The 13,483-nt window shown below is 43.3% G+C and carries 14 protein-coding genes; all 14 read left to right on the top strand.

Going from position 1 to position 13,483, the window contains the following annotated elements:
• Positions 1 to 79: 79 nt before the first annotated feature.
• The 14 genes from hemA (at position 80) to B0O44_RS13045 (ending at position 13,367) form a co-directional block, all read left to right on the top strand.
• On the top strand, positions 80 to 1,306 hold the full coding sequence (hemA, locus tag B0O44_RS13110; RefSeq protein ID WP_110831948.1) for a glutamyl-tRNA reductase: 1,227 nt from the start codon (positions 80 to 82) through the stop codon (positions 1,304 to 1,306).
• 38 nt (positions 1,307 to 1,344) lie between these two features.
• Positions 1,345 to 2,925, top strand: a complete 1,581-nt coding sequence (hemC, locus tag B0O44_RS13105; RefSeq protein WP_110831229.1) for a hydroxymethylbilane synthase — start codon at positions 1,345 to 1,347, stop codon at positions 2,923 to 2,925.
• 19 nt (positions 2,926 to 2,944) lie between these two features.
• The gene (hemB, locus tag B0O44_RS13100) at positions 2,945 to 3,913 is read left to right on the top strand and encodes a porphobilinogen synthase (protein WP_110831227.1); all 969 of its coding nucleotides are present in this window, start codon (positions 2,945 to 2,947) and stop codon (positions 3,911 to 3,913) included.
• Between the two features lies 1 nt (position 3,914).
• On the top strand, positions 3,915 to 5,288 hold the full coding sequence (gene hemL / locus B0O44_RS13095) for a glutamate-1-semialdehyde 2,1-aminomutase (protein ID WP_211321371.1): 1,374 nt from the start codon (positions 3,915 to 3,917) through the stop codon (positions 5,286 to 5,288).
• A 32-nt stretch (positions 5,289 to 5,320) separates the two neighbouring features.
• Positions 5,321 to 6,187 (top strand): sensor histidine kinase, encoded by an 867-nt coding sequence (locus tag B0O44_RS13090; RefSeq protein ID WP_110831225.1) that lies wholly within the window; start codon positions 5,321 to 5,323, stop codon positions 6,185 to 6,187.
• Between the two features lie 5 nt (positions 6,188 to 6,192).
• Complete coding sequence (locus tag B0O44_RS13085) at positions 6,193 to 6,897, top strand: response regulator transcription factor (RefSeq protein WP_110831223.1); 705 nt, start codon at positions 6,193 to 6,195, stop codon at positions 6,895 to 6,897.
• 3 nt (positions 6,898 to 6,900) lie between these two features.
• A complete protein-coding gene (locus B0O44_RS13080) occupies positions 6,901 to 7,416 on the top strand; it encodes a hypothetical protein (RefSeq protein ID WP_110831220.1) in 516 nt (171 codons plus the stop codon).
• Positions 7,417 to 7,434: 18 nt separating this feature from the next.
• The gene (gene hemE / locus B0O44_RS13075) at positions 7,435 to 8,457 is read left to right on the top strand and encodes a uroporphyrinogen decarboxylase (RefSeq protein WP_110831218.1); all 1,023 of its coding nucleotides are present in this window, start codon (positions 7,435 to 7,437) and stop codon (positions 8,455 to 8,457) included.
• Positions 8,458 to 8,460: 3 nt separating this feature from the next.
• Positions 8,461 to 9,000 carry a protoporphyrinogen oxidase HemJ gene (gene hemJ, locus B0O44_RS13070; protein ID WP_110831216.1) on the top strand — a complete coding sequence of 180 codons (540 nt, stop codon included), beginning with the start codon at positions 8,461 to 8,463 and terminating at the stop codon, positions 8,998 to 9,000.
• A gap of 3 nt (positions 9,001 to 9,003) precedes the next feature.
• Positions 9,004 to 10,128: a hypothetical protein gene (locus B0O44_RS13065; protein WP_146229828.1), complete on the top strand. Its 1,125-nt coding sequence runs from the start codon at positions 9,004 to 9,006 to the stop codon at positions 10,126 to 10,128.
• A gap of 74 nt (positions 10,129 to 10,202) precedes the next feature.
• Positions 10,203 to 10,766, top strand: a complete 564-nt coding sequence (locus tag B0O44_RS13060; protein ID WP_110831212.1) for an RNA polymerase sigma factor — start codon at positions 10,203 to 10,205, stop codon at positions 10,764 to 10,766.
• Positions 10,747 to 11,481: an anti-sigma factor gene (locus B0O44_RS13055; RefSeq protein ID WP_110831210.1), complete on the top strand. Its 735-nt coding sequence runs from the start codon at positions 10,747 to 10,749 to the stop codon at positions 11,479 to 11,481. The genes B0O44_RS13060 and B0O44_RS13055 overlap by 20 nt, the downstream gene beginning before the upstream one ends.
• Positions 11,482 to 11,487: 6 nt before the next feature.
• Complete coding sequence (locus B0O44_RS13050; protein WP_110831208.1) at positions 11,488 to 12,294, top strand: outer membrane beta-barrel protein; 807 nt, start codon at positions 11,488 to 11,490, stop codon at positions 12,292 to 12,294.
• 80 nt (positions 12,295 to 12,374) lie between these two features.
• Positions 12,375 to 13,367 (top strand): ABC transporter ATP-binding protein, encoded by a 993-nt coding sequence (locus tag B0O44_RS13045; RefSeq protein ID WP_110831206.1) that lies wholly within the window; start codon positions 12,375 to 12,377, stop codon positions 13,365 to 13,367.
• The last annotated feature ends 116 nt before the right edge of the window (positions 13,368 to 13,483 follow it).

Genomic DNA, 13,483 nt, shown 5'->3' with positions numbered 1-13,483 from the left:
CCTTAATTACAGCATAATGACAGACACTGAGGATAGTGTTGTTACTTTTGTTCTGCGAAAAAAAATACTCAACCTTACATTGGAATATTTAAAGATCATTGCTTTTACACATAAACAGATTGACCTGAAATCTTTAGGGAAATTAGTGATTTGTGAGCAAACGCTCGACGACAGGCTAAAGAACATTCAGGAACAGCTGAGTATCAAGGAGATATTCTATATAGGTACATGTAACCGTGTTGAGTTTGTCTTCACTGCAAAAAGCAAAGTAGACAGAGCATTTATCCTTCGCTTTCTGACCGTGCTGGACATGGGGCTGCCCGAACAATACATGGAACGTTTTATTGAAAACGTTTCGGTGTACGAACAGGTAGAAGCTTTTAATCATTTACTGCGGACTTCCTGTTCACTGGAAAGCCTGGTGGTTGGAGAAAAGGAAATCCTGGCGCAGGTCCGTAAGGCTTATGAGGCTGCCCGTATTGCCGGTTTTACCGGAGATTACATGCGTACAGTAATGGACCGTGTGGTTAAAACAGCCAAAGAAGTATATACCCATACTAATATTTCCAAAAACCCCGTATCGGTGGTTTCACTGGCTTACCGTAAGCTTCGTGACCTTAAAATGTGCGGAAACTCCAGGTTGCTGATCATTGGCGCCGGAGAAACCAATCGGAATATTGCACAATACCTTAAAAAACATAAATACTCTAATTTTTCGGTATTCAACCGGACCCTGGAAAATGCAGCGCAATTGGCCCGGGGCTTGAACGGCAAGGCTTATCCCTTATCCGAGCTAAAAAATTATACAGAAGGTTTTGATGTCATCATTACCTGCACCGGATCTACAGAACCGGTCATCACCGAAGAAATCTATAAAACGCTGCTGGGCGGCGACACTGCAAAAAAAGTTATTGTCGATCTGGCCATTCCCAACGATACCGCACCGGAGATCCTTCAAAATTTCCCGGTCCACTATATAGAGGTCGAATCTTTAAAAGAAACCGCCCGTAAAAATATTCAGGAGCGCTACAAAGAACTCATCAGCGCAGAACACATTATAGAACAAAACATTAAAGAATTTGAACTCGTCCTTCGCCAGCGCAAAATAGAAATTGCAATGAGCGGGGTTCCCCAGAAAATCAAAGAGATTAAACACACCGCACTGAACGCTGTTTTTGCAGATGAAATCAGTGGGCTGGATGAAAACTCAAGACTGGTACTGGAGCGGGTAATGAATTATATGGAGAAAAAGTGCATCAGTGTTCCGATGGTGATGGCAAAAGAAATATTGGTGAATAACAGCTAATTCTAGCTATATTAGTCAGCAAAAAATTTATAGTTTAAGTGAAAAAACTCATTATAGGCACAAGGGGCAGCGACCTGGCTTTATGGCAAGCGAATTATATTAAGGACAGACTTGCAGAAATCGGCGTGGAAGCCGAATTGAAAATCATTAAAACCCAGGGCGATAAAATTCTGAACCTCAGGCTGGATAAGCTGGAGGGTAAAGGCTTTTTTACTAAAGAGCTTGAAGAGGAATTGCTGGGTGGTACTATAGACCTTGCTGTACACTCTCATAAAGATCTTCCAACCAACCATCCCGAAGGATTGATCATTGCAGCTGTTCCACAAAGGGAAGACCCTTCGGAACTGTTGCTCATTCTGAAAGACTGCGTAGACATTGGCCACAAGCTATCATTAAAAACCGGTGCCATGGTGGGAACTTCTTCCAACAGGCGTAAAGCCCAGTTACTGGCCCTGCGCCCGGACCTGAACGTAGAAGACCTGCGTGGAAACGTACCAACCCGGATCGGTAAATTAAGAGACGAGGATTACGATGCGATTTTACTGGCCAAAGCTGGTGTGAACCGTTTAAATATTGACCTGTCTGAATTTCATGTCGAGGTGATCGACACAACAGAACTGGTCCCTTCCCCGGCCCAGGGTGCTTTAGGTATCCAGATTAGGGAAAGCGATACCGAACTTTTCCAGTTGCTGCAGCAAATCAATGATCCTGCGACTGCCGAGGAAATTGCCGTAGAACGCAAAGTATTGAACCTGTTTGAAGGCGGTTGTCACATGCCATTGGGTTGTTATTGTAAAAAAGACAACGGCATGTTTGAAGTCTGGACTTCCAAAGCCGAAACAGATGAAGATTTTCCGGACCGTTTGTTCCACAGGGTAGAAAGCCTGGACGGCCTGGCCGAGAAAATTGTTGCCCAGTACAGTGCAGAAAGAAAACTTCCGGCAAGGGTATTTATTACACGGGAAATTGGCGAACACAGCTATTTCAGAAGGGCACTGGAAAAACATAGAATAGAAATAGAGGCCCGTTCACTGATCCGTACTTTTCCGATTGTACATGTGCTGGACCCTTTTTACTTGAAAAATTTAGACTGGATCTTTTTCAGCAGCAGAAACAGTGTGGAATACTTTTTTAACCTGAAACCGGTTATGTCCAAAAAGATAAAGTTTGGTGTTGCCGGAAGGGGGTCGGAAGATGCATTGAGAAGGGCCGGGCACCTGGCCGACTACGTTGGAGAGGGTGGGGACATTGAAGAAGTGGCCGAAGCTTTTGCCGAACTGGCAGAAGGCGAAACGGTGATGTTCCCAAGGGCTCAGGATTCCCTGCTGACCATACAAAAAGCACTGAAAGAAAGCACCAAAGTCGTTGACCTGCCCATTTATGAAACGACTCTGGTCGATGAAATAGATCCAAGCAATGCCGATGTGCTGATCTTTACCAGTCCATCCAATGTTGATGCCTATTTTGCGGATAACCTTTTAGATCCGGGACAACAGGTGATCGCCATTGGCAATTCCACAGGAAAAAAATTCGATGAAATGGGGGTAAAATACATACTTCCTTATTCTCCGGATGAAATAGGTCTGGCCGAAGCCGTTTTCGGTATAGAAATAAAATAAACAGAAAAGAGAGGTTGATATGTTACACCGTCCAAGAAGGTTGAGAAAAAATCCCGTTGTCAGGGAAATGGTTGCCGAAACAAGGTTGTCTAAAGATATGTTCATTTACCCGTATTTTATTGTACCGGGTACACAAGTGGTCCGTCCTTTAGATGCCATGCCAGGCGTAAGCCAGTTTTCCACAGATATGCTGCTGAAAGATGTAGAAAAAGGATTAAAACTTGGCGTGAATAAAATTATGCTTTTCGGGGTTGGTGACGAAAAAAGTGAAGATGCGCGTTCTGCCTATCATGACCATTCCCTGGTACCGGTTGCGGTAAGGGAACTGAAAAAGAATTTTGGAGAGGACCTGTACGTAGTGACCGATGTATGCGTTTGTTCCTATACCAGTCACGGACATTGCGGGATCCTGAAAAATGATTATGTACAGAACGATGCAACTGTAGAGGTCATCGCGAAAATGGGCCTGACCCACGCTGAAGCAGGTGCCGATATGCTGGCCCCTTCAGATATGATGGATGGGCGCATTGGGGCTATGAGAAGTGTGCTGGATGGAGCAGGTTTTGTCAATACCGCAATTATGTCCCATGCTACTAAATTTGCTTCTGCTTATTACGGACCTTTCCGTGAGGCAGCAGATTGTGCGCCAAGCAAGGGAGACCGTAAAGCCTACCAGATGGATTTCAGAAATGGAAATGAGGCCATAAGGGAAGCTTTGCTGGATGAAAGTGAAGGGGCAGATGTGCTGATGGTTAAACCGGCTTTGGCTTATATGGATGTAATCCATAAGCTGAAACAGCACAGCGATTTGCCTATTGCCTGTTATAATGTATCCGGAGAGTACTCCATGATTAAAGCAGCTGCTGAAAAGGGCTGGATAGATGAACAAAAAGTGGTGATGGAAACCATGCATGCTTTTGCAAGGGCAGGAGCGAGCATAATTACCACCTACCACATCAGAGATATTGTAGAAAAGAATTGGTTGTAATATGTTAGAGTCTTTAAAAAAAATGTTTTCGGGAAATGAAGGTGATATGCCTGTAAATACGGGTAGTAAAGCAGATATCTCCAGGGAAAAATCGGCAGAACTTTATGAAAAGGCCAAATCTTTTTTTCCGGGTGGGGTAAACTCACCGGTTAGGGCGTTTAAGTCCGTATACGGAACCCCGCTGTTTATCCAAAAAGGAGACGGTTGTTTTGTATGGGATGCAGATGGAAATCAGTTTATTGATTTTTGCGGCAGCTGGGGGCCATTGATCCTTGGCCACAACCACCCTAAAGTAAGAGAAAAAGTAACAGAGGTGATGCAAAACGGCATGAGCTTCGGCGCGCCTACCGCGCTGGAAAATGAACTGGCCGAATTGATCATTAAAAACAACAAATATGTTGAGAAAATCCGTTTCACCAGTTCGGGAACAGAAGCAGTGATGTCTGCAATCCGACTGGCCAGGGGTTTTACCGGCCGCGATAAAATATTAAAATTTGAAGGCTGCTACCACGGGCATACCGATTCACTGCTGGTTAAAGCCGGATCAGGACTGGTCACCTTTGGTGAAACTTCTTCGGCCGGTGTGCCTAAATCTTTTGCCCAGGAAACGATTGTGATTCCTTTAAATGATCAAAAGGCCCTTACAGAAGCCTTTGAACAGTTTAAAGGCGAAATCGCAGCGGTAATAATTGAAGGAATTCCTGCCAACAACGGTCTTTTGATCCAGGACCAGGAATACGTTAACTTTTTGCAGCAAATCTGTAAAGACAACCAGTCCTTGCTGATTTTTGACGAAGTGATTACCGGTTTCAGACTTGGATTTGAAGGAGCAGCTGCCCATTACGGCATTAAACCGGATATTGTAACCTATGGAAAAATTATAGGTGGCGGTTTACCGGTGGGAATGTATGGCGCTTCTGCCGAAATTATGGCACATATTTCTCCTGACGGCGGGGTTTACCAGGCAGGTACCTTATCGGGTAACCCGGTAGCCATGGCTGCTGGAATTGCCCAGCTGAGCGAACTGCTGCGTTCGGGCTTTTATAAAGACCTGAACAATAAAGCTTCGGAATTTGCCGAAAGCATTCAGCGTTTTGCCACAGCCAGAAATTACAAACTGAAAGTATTCCATGTCGGTTCCATTTTCTGGATGGCCTTTACCGATAAGGATAAAATACAAACAGCCGCAGATATTGATCCGGCCAGTATGGAGAAATTTAAAGTGCTGCACAGGGAATTGCTCAACCGGGGCATTTATTTTGGCCCATCGGGTTACGAAGTCGGTTTTGTTTCTGCTGCACATACAAAAATAGAGCTGGAAAAAGCAAAGAGGGCCATTTTTGAGGCACTTGACCTTGTTTTCAGAAACAAATAATATTTGGTAAATTAGATGTTAAAGAGCGCGTTGTGAAAAAGTCCATTGTCATCTTTTATTTTCTGCTCCTGTACAGTCTGGTACAGCTGATTTCCTGGGGAACCCTGGTGGTAAAGCTGCAGCCTTCCAGGATGGCGATGATTATGGGCGAAGGATCGGTATTCCTTTTTCTGTTGTGTATCGGCGCTTATTTTTTACACCAGTCCATTAAAAAGGAAGACCGGTTGCACGAACAGCAGACCAATTTCCTTTTATCGGTTACCCATGAGTTGAAATCGCCTTTGGCGGCCATTAAATTGTCTATACAGACCATTATTAAACGCGACCTGGACAAAGCCAGACAAACGGCCCTGCTGAGCAATTCGTTAAAGGATATTGAGCGGCTGGATGATCTGGTCGAAAATATGTTGCTGGCCACAAAAATTGAAAACCGTTCCTATTCTTTCCCAAAAGAAGAGTTTGATTTTTCAGAGCTGGTGACTAAAATTACAGACCGTTTGCAAATCCATACCTGTGGCTGTGAACAAATCATTACTGCTAAAATAGAACCCGGAATAAAAATCAGCGGCGATGCATTTGCTTTATCGTCGGTGGTGACCAACCTGGTAGAAAATGCAGTGAAATACTCGGGGCCTTGCGCTGAGGTAAAAGTAGAATTGAACGATCATAACGGACATGCCTTTTTGGCAGTATCTGATAAAGGACCTGGCATCTCAGATGACGAAAAGATGCTGATTTTCGATAAATTTTATCGTGTGGGTGACGAAAGTGTGCGGAAAGCAAAAGGAACAGGTTTAGGCCTGTTTATTGTTAAAGAAGTATTACAAAACCACGACGCCGATATCAGCGTTAAAGATAACGTACCGCAGGGTACCATTTTTGAAGTTACATTTAGTTGATCATTATGCCACAAAAATTAAGAATATTACTGGTTGAAGATGAAGATCATTTATTAGACGCCATAAAATTAAACCTCGAACTCGAAGGTTACAAAGTGCATGCAGTAAAAGATGGTAAAACTGCATTGAAAATTTTCAAAGAGGAACGTTTTAACCTGATTATCCTGGACGTGATGCTTCCTGAAATGGACGGCTTCCAGGTGTGTGAAACCATTCGTCTGGAAAATACAGAAGTCCCTATTTTATTCCTGACGGCTAAAAACACCAGCGAAGACCGTGTAATGGGCCTTAAAAAAGGTGCAGACGATTACCTGGTTAAACCATTTAACCTCGAAGAGTTGATTTTAAGGGTAGGAATTCTGGTTAAACGCAGCATGAAAGCCGATGACCTGAAAGAACTGAACTCTTATAAAATAGGTGATAAAACCATTTATTTTAACTCTTTTGAGTTGAAACAGGACGATGGAGTAGTGGTGCCCCTAACCAAAAAGGAAACCATGCTGCTTAAATTGCTTATAGAGCGTAAAAACGAAGCGGTTTCCCGGGAGCAGATCCTGGAAACAGTATGGAATTACGATGTATACCCTTCTACGCGTACCATTGATAATTTTATCCTGACTTTCCGCAAATATTTTGAACCAGATCAGAAAAATCCGGTTTATTTTCATTCGATCAGAGGTGTAGGTTATAAATTTACGGATATCCATTAATTAATGTACAGTTCCCGGATCAGGTATGTGCTGATGGCCATTTTTGCCATCTATGCACTGATATGCCTGTTTTATCAACAATATCAACTGGCTGCCTTTGGCGGCCTTTTGCTGGCTTTTCTGGTATGGAGCCATTACAAGCAGAGTTCTGTCCTGCTGGCTTCCAAGTATTTTAAAAACGGTGAATTCGAATCGGCCGCTACTGCCTTATCAGAAGTTCCGGACCCGGAGCGGCTGGCCAAAAACAGAAGGGGTTATTACGAATTTATGATGGCCAGTATTGCCCTTAAAAGGGAAGAATATGAGGAAGCCGAATATCACTTTCAGCTGGCCAGTCTTTTCCCGCTGGGCGGTAAAACAGACAAAACATTTGTAATGATTCACCTGGCCAACCTTGCCCTTCGTAAAAAAGACAAGGAAAGGATGCTGGCCTATATAGAAAAAGCAAAGGAAATGGCCAGTACACCAAAGGCCAGCGATATAATTAACAGACTAGAAAAAGAAGCAAACAGCTTATAAACACTTTATAAAATTTAAATGAACACGTTATTTTTAGATGCAGCATTTTCAAAACAGACAGAACGCCCGCCGGTGTGGATGATGAGACAAGCAGGCCGTTTTATGCCGCAATACTGGGAAATCAAAAACAAATATTCTTTCCTGGAAATGTGCAAAACCCCTGAAATTGCTGCTGATGTAACGATGTTACCTGTTGATTTACTGGGAATAGATGCAGCGATCCTGTTTTCGGACATTCTGGTTACAGGAGAAGCGATGGGCGGGGACCTGAGCTTTACCCAGGGCGTTGGGCCTAAATTTGCCAATCCGGTAAGAACGCTCGCCGATGTAGAAGCATTGGAAGTGGATGTATTGGATCGTTTGCAATATGTGGCAGATGCGATTAAAGTTATTCAGCAGCGTTTAAACGGAAGTATCCCACTGATTGGTTTTGCCGGTGCACCATTTACCGTGATGAGCTACCTGGTGGAAGGCGGTTCTTCCAAAGACTTTAAAACCACTAAACTGCTGATGCACAACCAGCCGGAAGTGGCCCACCTATTGTTGTCCAAAATTGCAAAGGTGACCGCAAACTACCTGAACCTGCAAATTGCAGCTGGGGTAAATGCCATTCAAATTTTTGACAGCTGGGCACTGGCCTTGTCCTGGAACGATTACCAGGAATTTTCTCACCGTTATATTCAGGAAATTATTGCCGGTTTGGACAGAAAAGATATTCCTGTAATTTCTTTTTGTAAAGGAAGCTCTGTTTTTGCACCTATTATGGCCGAGGCAAAACCCGATGTCATTTCTGTAGACTGGAATGCCGACCTTTTAAACATCAAAAACAGTTTGCCTGCAGGCATTGCAGTTCAGGGCAACCTGGACCCACATATTTTATACGCAGACAAGCCGGTAATTAAAAAACACATTTTACAGTTGTTTGAGCGCATGAGGGGTGAAAAAGGATTTATCTTTAACCTTGGACATGGTATTATGCCAGATATTCCTTTTGACAATGTGAAATATGCTATAGAAGTGGTCAAAGAATTTAAATACTAAACTATGTACCTCTACGTACTCGCCATTCATATTATTTTTGTTGTTAGCTGGATGGCGGGCCTGTTTTATAGTGTACGTCTGTTTATTTACCATACCGAAGCCAATGAACGTCCCGAGCAGGAACGAATAATCCTGCAAAGGGAATATGAAAAGATAGAACAGAAACTCTGGAATATTATTGCCACCCCGGCCATGATTTTAGCAGTTGCTGCAGGGGTGACCATGATTTGTATCAACCCCGGACTATTGTCTATGCCCTGGCTACATGTAAAACTTACATTTGTGGTCGGATTATTGATTTATCATTTCATCTGTCAGCGGATCATGAAGCAAATGAAGCAGGGGATTTTCAAACTGAGTTCTTTTAAACTGCGTTTATGGAACGAAATTGCAACGATCTTTCTGGTGGCCATTGTTTTTACAGTCGTACTGAAAAGTGCTGTAGACTGGATTTATGGCTTAACCGGGCTGATCATCTTCTCGGTGGTGATTATGCTTGCTGTGAAATGGTATAAAGGCTACAGGAAAAGGCACGAGCAGTAACCTATGAAAAAAATCTTATTAATGGGCTTCCTGATCCTAATAGGGAAGCCTTCTTTTAGTCAGCTGGACAATACGGCCTTCGAAAACCGTATTCCAGCCGATAGCAGCGCAACCGGCGAACTGCATTTTAACCTGTATAATTTTAATTTTTTAAGAAATTACGAGTATACCAATTACTTTCACGATGGTTACACCTTGTACGGTACCCAGTTGCGCCCGCAATTTGTGTATTACGCACATCCTAACCTTGTTCTGACCGCAGGGGCTTACCTGCGAAAAGATTTTGGAAGCAATGGACTGGCCGATGCCAAACCTCTTTTTAGCATCAGGTACCAGAAAAAAGACCTGTCCTTGCTTTTTGGAAGTCTGGAAGGGGCCACCCAACACCGGTTTATAGAACCACTGTACGACATAGAGCGGCAAATTACCGACCCTATAGAATATGGTTCCCAGCTGATTTTAAATAAAAAATATTTCAGGCTCGATGCCTGGCTGTCCTGGCAGCATATGATCTCTAACCACGCTCCGGAAAAAGAACAAATCCTTGGAGGTGTTTCTACTGAGACGACACTGATTTCCGCACATGGCTGGACATTAAGCTTGCCCTTGCAATTTCTGGCCATGCACAAAGGCGGGCAAATTGATGATTTGCGGGGTGTACCTATAGCTACTCTTGGCAATGGTGCAGCGGGTTTTAAACTGAGCAGGGACCTGGGCGGGGCGGTTAAAAATATATTCACAGAAAATTACTTTGCTGGCTTCCGTGACTTTTCGCCCGATAAGCGACAGGCCTTTAAGGGCGGCTTTGGCTTATGGTTCAATGCAGGTGTAAATACCAGGTTTGGTAGTTTTGTCACCTCTTACTGGCATGGCAATAATTTTATGTCTCTTAAAGGGATGCCTTTATATGAATCGGTTTCTCATAACGTGTTTAAAGACGGATATATAGAAAATAAACGAAATATCCTTTCTTTGCGTTATGTTTATCAGAAAGAGCTACTGCCACATTTTTACCTCGATGTTCGTTTTGAACCGCATTTTGATCTCGACCGTAAAGATTCGCAGCTTCAGTTCAACCATTCCCTTTTTCTTACCTATAAACACGATTTCAGGATCGGAAAAATTTAATTCTAAATTTTTTAGCCGGCATGCAACCTTTAAAAGGTTTCGATCATCTTCTTTAAACCAAACACAGAAATGATTTGACCAGAAGCGATACGATACAGAATTTGCTGGAAGGATGCCAGTCCGGGGACCGGAAAATGCAGGAACTTTTGTATAAAGAAACTGCACCGAAGATGTTCGCCATCTGTATGCGTTATGCAAAAGACAGGATGGAGGCCGAGGATGTATTGCAACTGGGTTATATAAAGGTATTTCAAAAAATAAAAGAATACCGGGGAGAGGGTTCTTTTGAAGGATGGATGAGAAGGATTATGGTCCATACCGCTATTGAGAGTTTTAGGCGGAACCAAAGGGCTTTAAATGTTGTGCCCGTAGAAGATGCCTATGAACAGCCTTCGGTAGGTTTTGATTTTAGCCAGCTGGGCATGCAGGACCTGATGAGGGTGATCCAGAAGCTTTCGGCGGGTTACCGGGTGGTTTTTAATATGTATGCGATTGAAGGCTATTCCCATAAGGAAATAGCCGAAGCACTGGGCATTTCCGAGGGAGCAAGCAAATCCCAGTTGTCCAGGGCCAGGGCCATACTAAGAGAAGAGATTATAAAAATGGAGGGCATAAATTATGCATCATACACAGGATAAGGAATTTGACCAGTTGTTTAAAGACAGGTTTGAAGAGGCCCAGTGGGAACCTTCGCCAGGTCTTTGGGACAACATAGATCAGCAGTTACACCCGGCTACTAAAAAACGCAGGTTGTGGTACTGGATACCGGCTGCTGCGGTTTTACTACTAGTGGGCGCAGCCATGCTTTGGTTGGGTAAAACCGAAAAAATCCGGCTGAGCGCCCCGCTTGCAGGGCAGCCTTCGGTAGTTACCCAGCCCGCGGTTGAAAAAAACATAAAGGAACCCAAAACCGCTGTTGTAAAACAGGAAGAGGCCCTTCAGCCAGTTGCTTTAAAAGAAGATAAAAAATTACTGGCGGTACAGACTACCCTGGAAACAAAAGCAACAACTCCGGAACAGCAGCTGGAAGCCATTGTACCGGTTTCCAAAGCAAAACAATTGGAAATGGATGTTCCAAAGGAAAAACCTGTACTGGCCATGGGAAAAACAGAGGACAGTATTCCGGCCCAGGATGCAGAGATGCTTAACCAACCCGATCAGGTGATCAATGAAAATGCCCAGGCGCATAAAAAGGGAATCCGTAATTTGGGCGATCTGATTAATTTTGTAGTCGATAAAGTTGACAAAAGAGAACAGAAGTTGTTAAAATTCAAAACCGACGATGATGACCAGAGTGCACTGGTTGCCGTGAACATAGGTTTTATAAAATTTAATTCTAAAAAACACAAATAAACCATCATGAGGAAACGTATATTTTTTGCAGCAGTATTGGCTACGGGACTGGCAGCTGCTATGGGCCAGGGGGCGAAAGCACAGCAGGATACGACCAAAAGGAAAATGAAGGATAAGTTTGACATAAACTATGGACTGGGGATTAGCATTGGTAAAAAGGACAGTACCACCAAAAAAAGCGCACCCAAAGGAAGGTTTATTGGAGGCATTACCTTTACCCGTTTTGACCTTGGTTTTTCCAGGCTGATTGACAACGGTAGTTTTAGCTTATCGTCCAACAATAGATTTTTAAGTTATAGGGGTAGTAAAACCAGCACTGTTTCCTTTGACGTATTGCAATTCGGATATCGCTTTAACCCCAATTTTAAAATTTACGTTGCCGGTGGTTTTGACTGGACGCTGATCCGCTTGAGAGACAACATTACCATACAAAGGGGAGGTGAAAACCTGACCTATATCGAAGAGCCTATACAATTTAGTAAAAACCGTTTTTCCAATAGCTATGTACATATTCCGTTGAATTTTGAGTTCAGGACCAAGGAAGACAGTGAAGGCAGAAGATTTTATTTTGTTATTGGTCCGGAGGTGAGCTTTTTACTGGGCGGTAAAGTAAAACAAATCAGTGAGGAAAGGGGCAAACAGAAAATTAAAGATGATTATCATTTTCAGCCGGTGCGTTATGGCGGAACCCTGCGTATAGGTTACGGATGGATCGGTTTCTTTACCAAATATTCTTTCAACGATATGTTCGACAGCCCGGCCCAGAAAGGCTTAAAAAATATGTCTTTCGGGGTAACCTTAGGCTTAAACTAGGCATACACACCCTATACAAAATAAGGTCCCGCCCTGGTCAGAGCGGGACTTTTTTATAGGATAATTTTTATCTTTACAAGGTGAAGGAAAAGATCATCAGTGTCAGGAATTTAACCAAGCAATATCAGAAAGAACAAGCTTCCGGTATCCGGGACATTAGTTTCGATATCGAAAAAGGGCAGATTGTAGCCATTTTAGGCGAAAGCGGGAGTGGAAAATCTACTTTACTCAAGTGCATATACGGCTTGCTGAAAACCGATGAAGGAGAAGTTTTGTTTAAGGAAAAGAGGGTGCTGGGGCCAGATGAACAATTGATCCCTGGCCATAAGGAAATGAAAATGGTTACCCAGGATTTTTCTCTGAATATATACGCCAAGGTATATGACAATATTGCCTCGATGCTTTCCAATACCGATGTACAGGGCAAAAGGGACAAAACCTTTCAGATGATGCGCCACCTGAACATTGAGCACCTGAAGGATAAAAAAATTACCGAGCTGAGCGGCGGGGAACAGCAAAGGGTAGCCATTGCCAAAGCCCTGATTAGTGATACCTCTGTTTTATTACTGGATGAACCTTTTAGCCAGGTAGATGCTTTATTGAAAAACCAGCTGCGGGCAGACATTAAACGGATTGCAGTGGAAACCGGTGTAACGGTGATTATGGTATCCCATGACCCGGCCGATGGTTTGTTTCTGGCCGATCAGTTGCTGCTGATCAAAGAAGGGCAATTGTTGCAAAGCGGTGCACCTGCCTATGTATACAACCATCCCCAGCACATTTATACCGCCCAGCTTTTGGGCAATGCAGTGGTTTTGGATGCCGCTGAGGCAGAAAAACTGGGTTTGCAATCCAAAGGGAGTAAAGTTGTTTTTTATCCCGAATGGGTCGATTTAAAAGGTTCCTGGAACAGCAGGCGGTTTGAAGTCAAAGACGTATATTATAAAGGTTTTTATGAGGAACTCCTGCTGGAAAAAAATGGAGTGACCATCCGGGCCATACAACTTAACCGTGGAGAACATAAAAAGAACGATCATGTGCAGGTTAACATCCCTAAATTTTTGAGTTTTTAAGTATGTTTTTTTTACACTGACCGGAAAGAATAGGACTAATTAGAAGCCTTAAAAAGAGATTTTTCTTATCCTACATCAAGTTTTTACAACATAGTGCTATTTACATTTGTTGATAG

This window comes from Pedobacter nutrimenti (genome assembly GCF_003208655.1).
Lineage (GTDB): Bacteria > Bacteroidota > Bacteroidia > Sphingobacteriales > Sphingobacteriaceae > Pedobacter > Pedobacter nutrimenti.
The sequence above is the reverse complement of the archived record's forward strand: the minus strand, read 5'-3'. Positions and strand labels throughout refer to the sequence as shown.